Consider the following 15,732-nt stretch of genomic DNA (forward strand, 5'->3'; position numbering starts at 1 on the left):
GGGGGCAGAAGGCCCCCCGCCGCCTTCGGCTATCCCCGCGGGTCCAAGAGCTTGCCCATCACATCGGCCGAGCGGATCACCCCCAGCCTTTGCCCGCCGTCCACCACCGCCAGCGATTCCGCCCCGCTGCGCAAAGCCTCCATCACCTGCTTCACCGGCGTCTCCGGCCCGACCTCGCGGCTGCCGCCTTCGCCCGGGGCCATCACGTCGCGGGCGGTCAGCACCCCCAGAGGGTTCATGTGGGCGACGAAATCGGCGACGTAATCCGAGACCGGATTGGCGATGATCTCGCGCGCGGTGCCGCATTGGACGATGCGCCCGCCCTCCATCAGGGCGATGCGGTTGCCGATCTTGAAGGCCTCGTCCAGATCGTGGGAGACGAAGATGATGGTGCGCTTCAGCCGGGACTGAAGCTCCAGCAACTCGTCCTGCAGCTTGGCCCGGATCAGCGGGTCGAGCGCCGAGAAGGGCTCGTCCATCAACAGGATAGGCGCCTCGGTCACGAAGGCGCGGGCGAGGCCGACGCGCTGCTGCATCCCGCCCGACAGCTCTCCGACCTTGCGGTCGGCCCATTGCGACAGGTTCACCAGCGCCAGCTGCCGGTCCACCCGCGGCATCCGCTCGGTCGGGGAAATCCCCGCCAGCTCCAGCCCCAGCCCGACGTTCTCGCGCACCGTCCGCCAGGGCAGCAGGCCGAACTGCTGGAAAACCATGGCGATGCGGGTGGCGCGCAGCCGGCGCAGGGTGGCGGCATCGGCCCTGGTGACCGAGACCATGCGGTCGCCGTCCAGCACCCGCACCTCGCCCCGCACCACCGGGTTCAGCGCGTTCACCCCGCGCAAAAGCGTGGACTTGCCGCTGCCCGAAAGGCCCATGAGGACGAGGATTTCCCCTTCGGCCACGGTCAGCGAGCAATCGTGGACGCCGAGGATCTGCCCGGTCGCCGCCTGCACCTCGGCCCGGCTTTGCCCGGCGTCCATCAGCGGCAGGGCGCGGTCGGGCGCCTCGCCGAAGACGATGCTCACCCGGTCGAATTCGACGGCATTGGTCATTTGCGGACCACCCTCAACATGCGATCCAGCATGATCGCCACCACCACGATCACCATCCCCGATTCGAAGCCGAGTGCCGAGTTGTTCTGGCCGAGCGCCCGCACCACCGGGATGCCCAGGCCGTTGGCGCCGACCATGGCGGCGATCACCACCATCGACAGCGACAGCATGATGGTCTGGTTCAGCCCGGTCATGATCTGCGGCAGGGCATAGGGCAGTTCCACCTTCCACAGCTTCTGCCGCGGGGTGGCGCCGAAGGCGGTGGCGGCCTCGACCAGCGCCTGCGGCGTGGCCGAGATGCCGAGGTAGGTCAGCCGGATCGGCGCCGGGACGACGAAGATCACCGTCGCCAGCAGGCCGGGAACCATGCCGAGGCCGAAGAACACCACCGCCGGGATCAGGTAGACGAAGGTCGGCAGGGTCTGCATCAGGTCCAGGACCGGCGACATCGCGGCATAGAGCCGGGGCCTGTGCGCGGCGGCGATGCCGACCGGCACCCCGATCGCCATGCACAGCAGGCAGGAGTAGAACAGCAGCACCAGGCTTTCGGTGGTCGCCTTCCAGTAACCCTGGTTCAGGATGAACAGGAAGCCGAGCAGCACCAAGAGGCAGATCTTCCACGATCGCTGCAATACCCAGGTCAGCGCCACGAACAGCGCCACCACCACCAGCGGATGCGGCCACTGGATCACCGCCAGCGTGGCATCGATCAGCCAGCCGAAGGCGTCGCTGATGCCGTCGAACAGCGGGCGCGCATTGGCCTTCAGCCAGTCGACGACCTGCTTCGCCGCCCATCCGACCGGAATCTTCGGAATATCCAACCAGTCCAAACCTATCCCCCGTGCTGGCTGTCAGGCGGCGGGGATGCGCTCCTCCGCATCCCCGCCCGCCCCGGTCACTGCAGCGCGGCGGCCACGGCGGCCTTGGCGTCGCTGCCGTCCTTGGCGGTCACGCCGTCCAGCCAGGGCTCCCATGCCGCGGGGTTGGCGGCCAGCCAGGCCTTGGCGGCCTCGCGCGGGTCGGTGCCGTCGTTCAGGATCGCGCCCATGATCTCGTTCTCCATCGGCAGCGAGAACACCAGGTTCTGCAGGAACTTGCCCTGATTCGGGCATTCCTCGACATAGCCCTTGCGGGTGTTGGTGTTGACCACGGCGCCGCCGAAGTCCGGGCCGAACACCTCGTCGCCGCCGGCCAGGTAGGTCAGCTTGAAGTTGGCGTTCATCGGATGCGGCTCCCAGCCCAGGAAGACGATGGGCTGGCCGGCGCCGGTCTTGCGGTCCACCTCGGCCAGCATCCCCTGCTCGCTGCTTTCCACCAGCTCGAAGCTGGAGAGGCCGAACTGGTCGGCGGCGATCATGTCGAGGATCAGCCGGTTGCCGTCATTGCCGGCCTCGATGCCGTAGATCTTCGATTCCAGCGCCTCGGCATGGTCCTTGATGTTGCCGAAGTCGCTGATGCCGAGCGCGGCGCCATGTTCGTTGGTGGCCAGGGTGTATTTCGCGCCTTCCAGGTTGGTGCGCACGGTGTCGACCGTGCCGGCCTCCCGGTAGCTGGCGATGTCGCCTTCCATCGTCGGCATCCAGTTGCCCAGGAAGACGTCGATGTCGCCGTTGGCCAGCCCGGCATAGGTGACGGGCACCGACAGGACGCTGGTCTCGGTCTCGTAGCCGAGCGCCTCCAGCACCAGCGTGGTGGCGGCGGTGGTGGCGGTGATGTCGGTCCAGCCGACATCCGAGAAGACGATCTTGTCGCAGCCCGCGCCGAAGGCCGATCCGGCCAGGGCGAAGGTCACGGCGGTGGTCAGAAGCGTGGTGCGGATGGTCATGGTTGCTCCCCGGCGTTTTTGTTGATTGACGAGTCAATAAACTTCGTGCTTCGTCGGTTTGGCAAGAGTTTTTGTCGGGCCGCCGCGATGCCGAAGCTTGGAATGGAGCCTATCCGCAAGGAAGCCCTGGTGAAAGCCACGATTGTCGAGATCGGGCGCACCGGCTCTCTCGACGTGACGGTCAGCCAGATCGCCCGGCGGGCGGGGATGTCGCCGGCGCTGGCGCATCACTATTTCGGCTCCAAGGAAGAGATGTTCCTGGCGGCGATGCGCCATATCCTGACGCTCTACGGCGCCGAGGTGCGCGGCGCGCTGGCCGCGGCCGAGGGCGACATGGGCCGCATCCGGGCGATCCTGCGGGCCAGCTTCAGCCCCGGCAACTTCCGGCGCGAGGCGGTGGGAGCCTGGCTGAACTTCTGGGTGCTGGCGCAGTCGGTGCCCGAGGCGCGGCGTCTGCTGGCGGTCTATCAGGGGCGGCTCCGGTCGAACCTCGCCTCGGCGCTGCGGCCGCTGGCGGGCGACCGTGCGCCGGCGCTGGCCGACGGGCTGGGGGCGCTGATCGACGGGCTTTACCTGCGCGAGGTGCTGAAGACCGGCGCGCCCGACGGCAAGACTGCGGTCGCCATGGCGCTGGCCTATCTGGATGCGGCGCTGGCGGAGATGGCGCCGAAGGGCGGGGCGTGATGATCCCGACTGCCGCAGATCTGGCCGCCGACCATGCCGCGGCGAAGGCGGTGGCGCGCGAGACGCCGCTGCTGGAAAGCGAGTCGCTGACCCGGGCCACGGGCGCGGCGCGGCTCTGCGTGAAGGCGGAAAGCCTGCAGCGGGCCGGGTCGTTCAAGCTGCGGGGGGCGTATTGGCGGCTCTGCGGTCTGACCGGCGAGGAGCGGGCGCGCGGCGTGGTGGCCTATTCCTCGGGCAATTTCGCCCAAGGGCTGGCGCTGGCCGGGCGCGAGATGGGGGTGCCGGTGACCATCGTCATGCCCGCGGACGCACCGGAGATGAAGCGGCAGGCGACCGAGGGCTTCGGCGCGAAGGTGGAGCTGTCGCAGCACGGCGACCGGCCGCGGGAAGAGGCGGCCTCCGACCTCGCCCGCCGGATCGCGGCGGAGCAGGGGTTGGTGCTGCTGCACCCGTTCGACGACCCGCGCATCGTGGCGGGGCAGGGCGGGGCCGCGCTGGAGGCGATGGCGCAGATGGGGGCCGTGCCGGATGTGGCGGTCTCGCCGGTCGGCGGCGGCGGGCTGATGGGCGGCACCGCGCTGGCGGTGCGGGCGGCCAACCCGCAGGCGGCGATCCGGGCGGCGGAGCCGGTGGGCTATGACGGCATGGGACAGTCGCTGGCCGTGGGCGAACGTCGCAAGGTCTCGGGCGGCGCCACCATCTGCGACGCGCTGCAGGCCACGATGCCGGGCGAGGCGCCCTTCGCCGCCTGCCTGACGGCGGGCGTTCAGGGCGTGGCGGTGACCGATGCCGAAACCGCCCATGCCATGAGGGTGGCCTTCGAGGAATTGAAGCTGGTGCTGGAACCTTCCGGCGCGGTGGCGCTGGCCGCCGTTCTGGCGGGCAAGGTGCCGGTGGCGGGCAAGACGGTGCTGGTGATGGCGAGCGGGGGCAACATCCCCTTCGCCCGGTTTGCGGAAATCGTCGGGGAAGCAAGGGGACTGCGGGAATGAACGCCGATTATGTCATCGTGGGCGCCGGATCGGCGGGCTGCGCCATGGCCTACCGGCTGGCCGAGGCCGGGCGGCGGGTGGTGGTGATCGAACACGGCGGCAGCGACGCCGGGCCGTTCATCCAGATGCCGGGCGCGCTGTCCTACCCGATGAACATGGGCATCTACGACTGGGGCTTCCAGTCCGAGCCCGAGCCCCATCTCGGCGGCCGCCGCCTTGCCACCCCGCGCGGCAAGGTGATCGGCGGGTCCTCCAGCATCAACGGCATGGTCTATGTCCGCGGCCATGCCCGCGACTACGACACCTGGGCCGAGATGGGGGCGGACGGCTGGCGCTATGCCGACGTGCTGCCCTATTTCAAGCGGATGGAGCACAGCCACGGCGGCCAGGGGCCGGACTGGCGGGGCTCCGACGGCCCCTTGCACATCACCCGCGGACCCCGGTCGAACCCGCTGTTCGATGCCTTCATCGAGAGCGGCCGCCAGGCGGGCTATCCGGTGACCGCCGACTACAACGGCCAGCAGCAGGAGGGCTTCGGCCCGATGGAGGCGACGATCTGGAAGGGCCGCCGCTGGTCCGCCGCCAATGCCTATCTGAAGCCGGCGCTGAAGGGCGGCAACGTGCAGGTCACGCGCGGTTTCGCCCGCCGCGTGGTGATGGAGGGCAAGCGCGCGGTCGGGGTGGAGGTCGACACCAGCGCGGGGCGCAAGGTGATCCGCGCCGGGCGCGAGGTGATCCTCGCCGCCTCCTCGATCAACTCGCCGAAGCTCTTGATGCTGTCCGGCATCGGCCCCGCCGACCATCTGCGCGAGCATGGGATCGAGGTGGTGGCCGACCGCCCCGGGGTGGGGGCCAACCTCCAGGACCACCTTGAAATCTACATGCAATTCGCCGCCGCCCAGCCGGTGACGCTGTATAAATACTGGAACCTGTTCGGCAAGGCCTGGGTCGGGGCGCAATGGCTGCTGACCGGGGGCGGCGTCGGCGCCTCGAACCAGTTCGAGGCCTGCGCCTTCATCCGCTCGAAGGCGGGGGTGGACTATCCCGACATCCAGTATCACTTCCTGCCGATCGCCGTGCGCTACGACGGCAAGGCGGCGGCGGGCGGCCACGGCTTCCAGGCCCATGTCGGGCCGATGCGGTCGAAGTCGCGCGGCTCGGTCACCCTGCGCTCGGGCAAGCCCGAGGACGCGCCGGTGATCCGCTTCAACTACATGTCCACGCCCGAGGACTGGGAGGATTTTCGCGCCTGCATCCGCCTGACCCGGGAAATCTTCGGGCAGGAGGCGATGAAGCCCTTCGTGAAAGCGGAAATCCAGCCCGGCCCGGGATACGAGACCGACGCCCAACTGGACGATTTCCTGCGCGAGCATGTCGAAAGCGCCTACCACCCCTGCGGCACCTGCCGGATGGGCCGCGCCTCGGACCCGATGGCGGTGGTGGACCCCGAGACCCGCGTGATCGGGGTGGAGGGGCTGCGGGTCGCCGACAGCTCGATCTTCCCGCAGGTGACCAACGGCAACCTCAACGGCCCCTCGATCATGACCGGCGAGAAGGCGGCGGACCATATCCTCGGCCGCACGCCGCTGCCGGCGCTGAACGTGGAGCCCTGGATCAACCCGAACTGGCGGACGGCGCAGCGGTAATTGATCGGTATCAAAGGCAGCTTTCCTTTCCCCGCCTAGAATCGGTGAAGAAAGAAGGAGATAGCCATGTCCAATACCCCGCACACCCTCCAGGAGGAATTCCCCGGCGAGGCCGAGAAGCTGACCGCGCTGAAGACCGGGAATGCCCGTTTCGCCAAGCTGCTGGAGGACTATGACGAGGTGAACGACAAGGTGCACCGGGCCGAGACCCGGCTGGACCTGATCACCGAGGAGGAGGAAGAGGGCCTGCGCCGCCAGCGCTCGCGCCTGAAGGACGAGATCGCGCGGATGCTGCGCGCGGCCTAGCCGGCGATCTCATAGGGCAGAAGCCCGCGCCGGTCGGGGTCCACCCTCAGCCGGCGCTCCAGCGGCGGGACCGACCTTTGATGGCAGTCCCGCCGTTCGCATATCCGGCAGGAGATGCCGATCGGCTCGAACCGCCCTTTCAGGTCCAGCCCGTCGGAATAGACCAGTTCATGCGCATGGCGCACCTCGCAGCCCAGGCAGATCGCATAGCGGCGGACCGGGGCGAGGAAGGCGCCGGCGGGTTTCGACACGTCGCGGGCGAGGCAGAGATAGCGCACCCCGTCCGGGGTTTCCGCCAGCTGGCGCAGGAACTTGCCCGGCGTCTCGAAGGCGGCGTGGACGTTCCACAGCGGGCAGGCGCCGCCGAAGCGGGCGAATTGCAGCCGGGTGGCCGAATGGCGCTTGGTGATGGTGCCGGCCTGGTCGACGCGAACGAAGAAGAACGGGATGCCCTTCGCCCCCGGCCGTTGCAGGGTGGACAGCCGGTGCGCCACCTGCTCGACGCTGGCACCGAACAGGTCGGCCAGCCGCTCCAGATCGTAGCGCACCTCCCTGGCCGCCTCCTGGAAGGCGCGGTAGGGCAGCAGGGCGGCGCCGGCGAAATAGTTGGCCAGCCCGATCTTGGCGATGTCTCGCGCCTCGGGGGTGGAGAAGCGGGCGAGGTCCAGCGTCGCCTCCAGCAGGTCGTTCTGGGTGATCAGCGCCACCTGATAGAGCAGCTGGAACCTCCGCGTCGCCCCCTGCACCCGGGCGCTGATCTCCAGCCTTTTCGCCGCCGGGTCGTAGCGGCGCATCTCGGCATTATCGGAATAGTGCAGGGTAACGCCCTGCCGCCGAAGCCACTCTTCGGCAAGGATTGCGATGTCTTTCCGGGGGCCTGCGGGCGTTGCGAAATGCTCCGCCGCCCGGTCCACCGCATCGATGTAATTGTCGCAATAGTGGAAGAAGTCGCGGACCTCCTCCCAGGGCGAGGGCCGCAGCGCCGCATCCTCGCGCCCGAGCGCCTCGTCCAGCGAGGCCAGCCTTTCGTGGCTTTGCCGGTAGGCGCGGTGCAGGTCGAGGAAGGCCCGCGCCAGCGCCGGCGCGTTGGAAGCCGCCAGCCTCAGGTCCGCCAGCGGCGGCGCGGCGGCGGTGAAGACCGGATCGGCCAAAGCCTCGCGCATGTCGCTGACCAGGCGCTCGCTTTCGCCCACGGTCAGCTCGGTCACGTCCAGCCCGAACTCCTGCGCCAGCGCCAGCACCACCGCGGCGGAAACCGGGCGGTGGTTGTTCTCCATCTGGTTCAGATAGGGCAGGCTGACGCCCAGCTTGTCGGCAAAGGCCTTCTGCGTCAGCCCCAGCCGGGCGCGGATCTCGCGCAGCTTGACCCCGGCATAGAGCTTCTGGGCTGGCATCGGCTCGCTCCTCTTTGCAAAAGCCTTATGGGCTTTGCAAAGCCGCCGTCAACCCAGCCCGATCCGCCGCGCCCGCCGGATCACCAGCAGGATCGCCAGCACCGAGGCGACGGACGACCCCAGCATCAGCAGCACCAGCGGCATCTCGGTCGATCCGGGCTGCAGCAGCGCCCCCGCGACCGAGGCCAGCGCCGCGCCGCCGCCGATCATCAGCGCCCCGCCCAGGCCCGAGGCCGCGCCCGCCAGTTCCGGCCGCACCGACAGGATGCCGGCATTGGCGTTGGGCAGGGCGATGCCGTTCCCCAGCCCCATGAAGATGGTCAGCCCGAAGAAGACCACCGGCCCCGACAGCCGCGCCCAGGTCAGCAGCGCCAGCGCCAGCAGCCCCAGCGTGGTGACGGTGCAGCCCGCCAGCACCATCCGGTTCAGCCCGATGCGGACCGAGAACCGCCCGGCCAGGAAGTTTCCTGCCCCGTAACCCACGGCGGTCAGCGCGAACAGCGCGCCGACGCGGGACGAGGACAGGTGGTATATCTCGGTCCCGACGAAGGGCGCGCCGCCGAGATAGGCGTAGAAACAGCCCGAGGAGAAGGCCGCCGCCCCGGTGTAGCCCCAGAACCGCGGCGAGGTCAGCAGGCGCGGATATTCCCGCAACTGCTGCCGGATCGAGACCTCGCGCAGTTCTGCCGTCTCGCCCAGGTCGGCCCAGACCAGCGCGGTGACCGCCAGCCCCAGGATCAGCAGCAGCGCGAAACTGGCCTGCCAGGCGAACAGATCGTCCAGCCAGCCGCCGATGACCGGGCCGACCATCGGCACCAGGCTCATCCCCATGGTGACATAGCCGATCATGCTGGCGGCCTCGGCTTCGGAGGTGATGTCGCGGACGATGGCGCGGGACAGCACCATGCCGGCGGCGATCACCGCCTGCGCCATGCGGCAGATCAGGAAGACCGTGGCGGTGGGCGCGGCCAGCGTCCCCACCGTGGCGACCAGGAAGGCTGCCAGCGACCACAGCAGGACCTTGCGGCGGCCGTAGCGGTCGGACAGCGGGCCGATGACCACCTGCAGCACGGCCGACAGCGCCAGGTAGAGCGGCACCGATTGCTGCATCATCCCGTAGGAGACGCCGAACCACTCCGCCATCCCGGGCAGCGAGGGCAGGAAGATGTTCATCGCCAGCGCCGAAAGCCCGGCCACCAGCACAAGCGTGGCCAGCACCGGCGGGGTGCGGCGGTCGAGGAAACGGGCGCGCGTCATGCCCCTTGGCTAGCCGCGGGCGGGCGCGAAGTCCATGGGGGCTATTTGGTGAAGATGAACCAGGCGCCGATGCCGATGAAGCCGAAGCCGACCATGGTCTTCAGCGTCACCGGCTCCTTCAGGTAGAGCCAGGAGAACAGGACGAAGACGCTGAGCGTGATCACCTCCTGGATCGTCTTCAACTGCGCCGCGTTGAAATGGCCGTGGCCGATCCTATTGGCCGGCACCATCAGCACATATTCGAAGAAGGCGATGCCCCAGCTGACCAGGATCACCACCGCCAGCGGCGCGGCCTTGTATTTCAGGTGGCCATACCAGGCGAAGGTCATGAAGACGTTCGAGGCCAAGAGAAGGCCGATCGTCATCGCCGGAACGGGAATCTGCGGCATCCTTGCCCCCTTGCGCGTTTCCCGCGGCATACAGCGGGGCAGGGCGGCCGGCAATTCTTTGCGGATATGCAATTAGCTTGTATCAGTCTGCCAATGCTTTGCAAATTTTCCCGATTCCGCTTTCCGCATTGCGGCATCGCCTATATGGTCCCGCGAAATCCTGCGGGAATCCTTGGGGGGAGAAGCCCATGAAAGACATCCTGACCGAGCTTGAGGCCCGGCGCGACATCGCGCGCGCGGGCGGCGGCGCCCGCCGCGTCGAGGCGCAGCACGCCAAGGGCAAGCTGACGGCGCGCGAGCGGATCGATCTGCTGCTGGACGAAGGCTCGTTCGAGGAATTCGACATGTTCGTCCGCCACCGCTGCACCGACTTCGGGATGGAGCAGGACCGCCCGGCGGGCGATGGCGTGGTCACCGGCTGGGGCACGATCAACGGCCGCATGGTCTATGTCTTTTCCCAGGACTTCACCGTCTTCGGCGGGTCGTTGTCCGAGACCCATGCCCAGAAGATCTGCAAGATCATGGACATGGCGATGCAGAACGGCGCGCCGGTGATCGGGCTGAACGATTCCGGCGGCGCGCGGATCCAGGAGGGCGTGGCCTCGCTGGCCGGCTATGCCGAGGTGTTCCAGCGCAACATCATGGCCTCGGGCGTGGTGCCGCAGATTTCCGTCATCATGGGGCCCTGTGCCGGCGGCGCGGTCTATTCCCCGGCGATGACCGACTTCATCTTCATGGTGAAGGACTCGTCCTACATGTTCGTCACCGGCCCCGATGTGGTGAAGACGGTCACGAACGAGGTGGTGACGGCCGAGGAACTGGGCGGGGCCTCCACCCATACCCGCAAATCCTCGGTCGCCGACGGCGCCTTCGAGAACGATGTCGAGGCGCTGGCCGAGATACGCAGGCTGTTCGACTTCCTGCCGCTGTCCAACCGCGAGAAGGCGCCGGTGCGGCCGTTCTTCGACGATCCGGCCCGGCTGGAGAACAGCCTCGACACCCTGATCCCCGACAACCCGAACCAGCCCTACGACATGAAGGAGCTGATCGGCAAGGTCGCGGACGAGGGCGATTTCTACGAGATCCAGAAGGATTTCGCCGGCAACATCATCACCGGCTTCATCCGCATCGAGGGCCAGACCACCGGCGTGGTGGCGAACCAGCCGATGGTGCTGGCGGGCTGCCTCGACATCGACGCCAGCCGCAAGGCCGCGCGCTTCGTCCGCTTCTGCGACGCCTTCGAGATCCCGATCCTGACCTTCGTCGACGTGCCCGGCTTCCTGCCCGGCACCGCGCAGGAATACGGCGGTGTGATCAAGCACGGCGCGAAGCTGCTGTTCGCCTATGGCGAGGCGACGGTGCCCAAGGTCACCGTGATCACGCGGAAAGCCTACGGCGGCGCCTATGACGTGATGGCGTCGAAACACCTGCGCGGCGATTTCAACTATGCCTGGCCCACGGCCGAGATCGCGGTGATGGGGGCCAAGGGTGCGACCGAGATCCTCTATCGCAGCGAGTTGGGCGAGCCGGAGAAGATCGCCGCCCGCACCAAGGATTACGAGGACCGCTTCGCCAATCCCTTCGTTGCCGCCGAGCGCGGCTTCATCGACGAGGTGATCCAGCCGCATTCGACCCGCAAGCGGGTGGCGCGCGCCTTCGCCAGCCTGCGCGGCAAGAAGCTGTCGAACCCCTGGAAGAAACACGACAACATCCCGCTCTGACCCATGGCCGCCGTCTCCCGCCTCTCCGCCGCCCTTGCCGCCAGCCTGCTGCTGGCCGCGGGCGCCTGCGAGGAGGAGGCGCCGCCCGCGGGCGATGCGATCGCGGTGCCCTCGGGCCGGGTGGTGCAGGCGCTGGACGTGATCACCGACCTCGCCGGCCCGCAGGGGGCCACCGCGCGGTTCCGCTTCGTGGTGCCGGGGCTGCTGCCGGAGGAGGACGCCAGCGCCGATATGCAGGCGATCTGCGACAGCTACGCGCTGCCCCGGACCGAGGGCATGGTGCCCGCGCCGCAGCAGATCGTCATCACCTTCGCCGACCGCGCCTTGCCCTTCGGCGAGCCGGCGCCCGATGCGGTGCAGTTCTTCGAGGCCTATTCCCTGCAGGACGGTTCCTGCATCTGGGAGATGTTCTGATGCGGACACTACATCTTGATATCGCCAGTGGCGTTCCTGCCGCCGCTGATGTAACGGAGTCACAGCCGAACAACTTGGGACGGCTGCCGTGTCTTTCGCGGCGGTTCTCGGCTAAGGTGACGGAAGGCCGAACCCAAGCGGCCTTTACCTCGCAATGGGGGCAGTCGGGCATGATGCCCCTCTCAACCCCCCAAGAACTATGGAGTAGAGGATGCAGAAGAGCATGCGTATCGTCATGGCCCTGGCCCTTGTCGGCTTTGTGGCTGCCTGCGCGCAGAAGGCTGAAGAAGAAGTCGTCTACGTGGACGAGCCGGTCTCGGTCGAACCGACCTATACCGGCAAATACAAGTAAGATCTTCCGTCAGGGCCGGCCGGCACCTGCCGCCGGCCCTGCCGACCCTGCCCTTGGCGGGAAGGCCCTGTGGCGCGCGGGCCCGATTGCGCAGCCTTTCCAGACATATGCGGCCTTGCGGCCCCTGACCCGGGGGGCCGCCCCATGCTGAAGCACCGCGGCTTTCCCAGCCGGCTGTCCGGCACCGACCTGCAATTCACCATCCGCCGCGCCAACGTCAAGGAAGGCGCGACGAAGATCGTCCGGCGCGAGCGGTTCAAGGACCGCAAGCATGTCGACCGGCTGGCCGACCAGGCCTTCATGGCCGCGCTCTGGCAGTATTTCGGCGAAGAGCCGTTCGAGCGCGGCAACCTCGACTCCGGCCGCCTGTCCTGGCTCATCGGGCGCGAGGTGGTGCCGGCCGAGGACCCGTTCGATCCGGCCTCCTACGAAGCGCTGTTGCGCATCGACGTGAAGCGGGCCGAGGCCTCCTTCCCCGAGGTCTTCGCCCCCGGTGCGGATGCCGCCGGGTTCGACTGGGACGAGGGCGAGGATTAGGCATGTTTCCGCCCAACCCCTTGTCCTTCCGGCATTTCTCCGCGCACGCCCCGCAGGCGCGGCAGATCGGGTTTGCACCGACTCGAGCGCCCCGGCAGTCTGGCGGTGCGGGCTCCTGTCTGCCCTGGCAGCGCCCGCATAGTCACACTTGTTACCCTTCCCCTTCCCTGCGATCCGGCCCGTCCCTGGCCGGATCGCACCCTTTTTCCTGTCGGCGGCCTGATGCCGATCCCGTGAACCGCGCCAGATTCCCCTTTGAATCCGCGTGGTTTGCGGTAGATTCGCATCCAATAACAACCACAACACGAGGCAGTCGAATATGCGCAGATCCCTTATCGCCTTTGCCCTTCTCACCCTTCCGCTGTCGGCCTGTATGCAGGACCCGGCCTCGCGCGGCGTCGCCGGCGCGGCCGCCGGTGCGCTGGTCGCCGATGCGCTGGACGAAAACATGGTCGCCGGCGCCGCGCTCGGCGCGCTGGCCGGTGCGGCCACCTGCGGCATCGAACTGGGCCTGCCGCCCTGCCAGCCGCGCTACTGATCTGACCGCCGCCGAAGGGCGGCACATCCTGAACCACGGGGTCGCCCGGGCCAATTGCCCGGCCGGCCCCTTTTCTTTTGCCTTGCGCCCGTTGGCCCGGGCCGTCTGAGGGGGAGCCATGTTCAAGAAGATCCTGATCGCCAACCGGGGCGAGATCGCCTGCCGCGTCATCAAGACCGCGCGCAAGATGGGCATCGCCACGGTGGCGGTCTATTCCGACGCCGACCGCAACGCGCTGCACGTCCAGATGGCGGACGAGGCCATCCACATCGGCCCGCCTCCGGCCGCGCAGAGCTATATCGTCATCGACCGGATCATGGAGGCCATCCGCCGCACCGGGGCCGAGGCGGTCCACCCGGGCTACGGTTTCCTGTCCGAACGGATGGACTTCGCCGCCGCGCTGGAGGCCGAGGGCGTGGTCTTCGTCGGCCCGCCGTCCCCGGCGATCGAGGCGATGGGGGACAAGATCACCTCGAAGAAGATCGCCCAAGGTGCCGGGGTCTCCACCGTTCCCGGCTACATGGGCCTGATCGCCGATGCCGAGGAAGCGGTGAAGATCAGCCGCGAGATCGGCTATCCGGTGATGATCAAGGCCAGCGCCGGCGGCGGCGGCAAGGGGATGCGGATCGCCTGGAACGACCAGGAGGCGGCCGAGGGCTTCCAGTCCTCGAAGAACGAGGCGGCCGCCAGCTTCGGCGACGACCGCATCTTCATCGAGAAATTCGTCACGCAGCCGCGCCACATCGAGATCCAGGTGCTGGCCGACAAGCACGGCAACTGCGTCTATCTGCACGAACGCGAGTGCAGCATCCAGCGCCGGAACCAGAAGGTGATCGAGGAGGCGCCCTCGCCCTTCCTCGATGAAGCCACCCGCAAGGCGATGGGGGAACAGGCCTGCGCGCTGGCGAAGGCGGTGGGCTATACCTCGGCCGGAACGGTGGAATTCATCGTCGACGGCAGCCGCAACTTCTACTTCCTGGAGATGAACACCCGGCTGCAGGTCGAACACCCGGTCACCGAACTGATCACCGGCATCGACCTGGTGGAGCAGATGATCCGCGTCGCCGCCGGCGAGCCGCTGCCGTTCACGCAGGAAGACCTGAAGATAAACGGCTGGGCGATGGAAAGCCGGCTCTACGCCGAGGACCCCTACCGCAACTTCCTGCCCTCCATCGGCCGGCTGACCCGCTACCGGCCCCCGGCCGAGGGGCGGACTGCGGGCGGCATCGTCCGCAACGACACCGGCGTCTACGAGGGCGGCGAGATCAGCATGTTCTACGACCCGATGATCGCCAAGCTCTGCACCTGGGCACCCACGCGGGCCGAGGCCATCGAGGAGATGCGGCTGGCGCTGGACACTTTCGAGGTGGAAGGCATCGGCCACAACCTGCCCTTCGTCGGCGCGGTGATGGACCATCCCCGCTTCGTGAAAGGCGACATCACCACCGCCTTCATCGCCGAGGAATATCCCGACGGCTTCCAGGGGGCGACGCTGGAAGAGGCCACCTTGCAGCGCGTGGCCGCCGCGGCAGCGGCGATGAACCGGGTCGCCGAAATCCGCCGCACCCGGATTTCCGGCACCATGGACAACCACACCCGCCGGGTGGGCGACGACTGGGTCGTCACGCTGCAGGGCCGCGCTTTCGCGGTGAAGATCGCCGCCGATCCCGAAGGCTCCACCGTCAGCATCGACGGCGGCCCTTCCCTGCGGGTGGAGTCGGACTGGACCCCGGGCCAGCCGCTGGCGCGGCTGACGGTGGACGGCCGGCCCTTGGTGATCAAGGTCGGCAAGATCCCGATGGGCTTCCGCATGAGGCTGCGCGGCGCGGACCTGAAGGTCCATGTCCAGACCCCGCGGCAGAAGGAACTGGCCGGGCTGATGCTGGAGAAGGCGCCCCCGGATACCTCGCGCTTCCTCCTTTGCCCGATGCCCGGGTTGGTGGTGAAGATCAGCGTCGAGGAGGGGCAGGAGGTGCAGGAGGGCCAGGCCCTTGCCACCGTCGAGGCGATGAAGATGGAGAACATCCTCAAGGCCGAGAAGAAGGGCGTGGTGAAGAAGATCAAGGCCGCCGCCGGCGCCAGCCTGAAGGTGGACGACGTGATCATGGAGTTCGAGTGATGGCCCGGGCCCCTGATTTTCGTCGAAAATCAGAAGATTACCGCCCGGCCGGGTTCTTCTCCAGCGATTCCGATCGCGCGATCGGCATCTTGTCGATGGCGTTTACCACCTCGCGCCCGTCCCAGGGCAGCGGCTTGCGGATCGCCGATCCCCAGTCCTTGTCCATCAGCACCAGCGCGAAGCCGCGCGGGCGCAGCCTCTGGCGCAGCTCGGACCGGGCGGCGGGGTCGGTGTCGGTGATCAGGATCACGTCGCGCGCCTCCAGCTCGGCATGGTAGCGCGCCAGAAGCTCCATCTGCCGGACGAAGGCAGGGTCGTTCGGGCTGTCGGCGAAGACGACGACCGGGCGGCGGAGGAACAGAAGATCGGGCTCGACCACCTCGGTGGCCGGGACCGGGGCGAAGGCGGCGGTCCCTTCGGCCCTTGCGGCCAGGGGGGCGATGGCGGCCAGGGCCAGGAAGAGACGGCGGTTCGGGTGCTTCATGCCCCAGATATAGGGCAGGGCG

17 protein-coding genes are annotated in these 15,732 nt (G+C 68.2%); 10 read left to right on the plus strand and 7 right to left on the minus strand.

The genetic code is table 11. The features are described from left to right. Window positions 1-29 precede the first annotated feature (29 nt). The 3 genes from choV to choX all read right to left on the minus strand — a co-directional run bounded on the left by choV (window position 30) and on the right by choX (window position 2,877). Window positions 30-1,052 carry a choline ABC transporter ATP-binding protein gene (gene choV / locus G5B31_RS07370; RefSeq protein WP_165015409.1) on the minus strand — a complete coding sequence of 341 codons (1,023 nt, stop codon included), beginning with the start codon at window positions 1,050-1,052 and terminating at the stop codon, window positions 30-32. Then, on the minus strand, window positions 1,049-1,882 hold the full coding sequence (gene choW, locus G5B31_RS07375; RefSeq protein WP_165015412.1) for a choline ABC transporter permease subunit: 834 nt from the start codon (window positions 1,880-1,882) through the stop codon (window positions 1,049-1,051). The genes choV and choW overlap by 4 nt, the downstream gene beginning before the upstream one ends. 65 nt (window positions 1,883-1,947) lie before the next feature. Further along, window positions 1,948-2,877 (minus strand): choline ABC transporter substrate-binding protein, encoded by a 930-nt coding sequence (gene choX, locus G5B31_RS07380; RefSeq protein WP_165015415.1) that lies wholly within the window; start codon window positions 2,875-2,877, stop codon window positions 1,948-1,950. An 87-nt stretch (window positions 2,878-2,964) separates the two neighbouring features. Between choX and betI the strand changes: the two genes are divergently transcribed. From betI to G5B31_RS07400, 4 genes are all read left to right on the plus strand, one after another. Then, the gene (betI, locus tag G5B31_RS07385) at window positions 2,965-3,561 is read left to right on the plus strand and encodes a choline-responsive transcriptional repressor BetI (protein ID WP_205911841.1); all 597 of its coding nucleotides are present in this window, start codon (window positions 2,965-2,967) and stop codon (window positions 3,559-3,561) included. Further along, window positions 3,561-4,553, plus strand: coding sequence for a threonine/serine dehydratase (locus G5B31_RS07390; protein WP_165015421.1), 993 nt, complete (start codon window positions 3,561-3,563; stop codon window positions 4,551-4,553). Before betI ends, G5B31_RS07390 begins: the two co-directional genes overlap by 1 nt. Beyond that, window positions 4,550-6,199: a choline dehydrogenase gene (gene betA / locus G5B31_RS07395; RefSeq protein WP_165015424.1), complete on the plus strand. Its 1,650-nt coding sequence runs from the start codon at window positions 4,550-4,552 to the stop codon at window positions 6,197-6,199. Before G5B31_RS07390 ends, betA begins: the two co-directional genes overlap by 4 nt. A gap of 66 nt (window positions 6,200-6,265) precedes the next feature. Further along, window positions 6,266-6,505, plus strand: coding sequence for a YdcH family protein (locus G5B31_RS07400; protein ID WP_165015427.1), 240 nt, complete (start codon window positions 6,266-6,268; stop codon window positions 6,503-6,505). Here G5B31_RS07400 and G5B31_RS07405 read toward each other — a convergent pair. Genes G5B31_RS07405 through G5B31_RS07415 form a run of 3 tightly spaced genes read right to left on the minus strand, consistent with a single transcriptional unit; the run spans window position 6,502 to window position 9,545 of the window. Then, window positions 6,502-7,899, minus strand: a complete 1,398-nt coding sequence (locus G5B31_RS07405; protein WP_165015430.1) for a short-chain fatty acyl-CoA regulator family protein — start codon at window positions 7,897-7,899, stop codon at window positions 6,502-6,504. The two genes, G5B31_RS07400 and G5B31_RS07405, sit on opposite strands and share 4 nt — an antisense overlap. Window positions 7,900-7,947: 48 nt before the next feature. Beyond that, window positions 7,948-9,156 carry a multidrug effflux MFS transporter gene (locus G5B31_RS07410; RefSeq protein ID WP_165015433.1) on the minus strand — a complete coding sequence of 403 codons (1,209 nt, stop codon included), beginning with the start codon at window positions 9,154-9,156 and terminating at the stop codon, window positions 7,948-7,950. Between the two features lie 41 nt (window positions 9,157-9,197). Next, window positions 9,198-9,545 (minus strand): DMT family protein, encoded by a 348-nt coding sequence (locus G5B31_RS07415; RefSeq protein ID WP_165015436.1) that lies wholly within the window; start codon window positions 9,543-9,545, stop codon window positions 9,198-9,200. Window positions 9,546-9,733: 188 nt separating this feature from the next. Between G5B31_RS07415 and G5B31_RS07420 the strand changes: the two genes are divergently transcribed. From G5B31_RS07420 to G5B31_RS07445, 6 genes are all read left to right on the plus strand, one after another. Next, on the plus strand, window positions 9,734-11,266 hold the full coding sequence (locus G5B31_RS07420; protein ID WP_165015439.1) for an acyl-CoA carboxylase subunit beta: 1,533 nt from the start codon (window positions 9,734-9,736) through the stop codon (window positions 11,264-11,266). Between the two features lie 3 nt (window positions 11,267-11,269). Then, window positions 11,270-11,680 carry a DUF6497 family protein gene (locus G5B31_RS07425; protein WP_240904326.1) on the plus strand — a complete coding sequence of 137 codons (411 nt, stop codon included), beginning with the start codon at window positions 11,270-11,272 and terminating at the stop codon, window positions 11,678-11,680. Window positions 11,681-11,891: 211 nt separating this feature from the next. Continuing rightward, on the plus strand, window positions 11,892-12,032 hold the full coding sequence (locus G5B31_RS07430) for a hypothetical protein (protein WP_165015442.1): 141 nt from the start codon (window positions 11,892-11,894) through the stop codon (window positions 12,030-12,032). Window positions 12,033-12,176: 144 nt separating this feature from the next. Continuing rightward, window positions 12,177-12,569 (plus strand): hypothetical protein, encoded by a 393-nt coding sequence (locus G5B31_RS07435; protein WP_165015445.1) that lies wholly within the window; start codon window positions 12,177-12,179, stop codon window positions 12,567-12,569. A 319-nt stretch (window positions 12,570-12,888) separates the two neighbouring features. Further along, window positions 12,889-13,107 carry a hypothetical protein gene (locus tag G5B31_RS07440; RefSeq protein WP_165015448.1) on the plus strand — a complete coding sequence of 73 codons (219 nt, stop codon included), beginning with the start codon at window positions 12,889-12,891 and terminating at the stop codon, window positions 13,105-13,107. A 118-nt stretch (window positions 13,108-13,225) separates the two neighbouring features. Beyond that, window positions 13,226-15,226: an acetyl/propionyl/methylcrotonyl-CoA carboxylase subunit alpha gene (locus tag G5B31_RS07445; RefSeq protein WP_165015451.1), complete on the plus strand. Its 2,001-nt coding sequence runs from the start codon at window positions 13,226-13,228 to the stop codon at window positions 15,224-15,226. A gap of 37 nt (window positions 15,227-15,263) precedes the next feature. Here the strand turns inward: G5B31_RS07445 and G5B31_RS07450 are convergent, their stop codons facing one another. Further along, entirely contained in the window at window positions 15,264-15,710 is a 447-nt protein-coding gene (locus G5B31_RS07450) for a DUF4174 domain-containing protein (protein ID WP_165015454.1), read from the minus strand. Window positions 15,711-15,732: the final 22 nt, after the last annotated feature.

It is taken from the genome of Rhodobacter sp. SGA-6-6, from assembly GCF_011043545.1.
Taxonomy (GTDB): Bacteria; Pseudomonadota; Alphaproteobacteria; order Rhodobacterales; family Rhodobacteraceae; genus Pseudogemmobacter.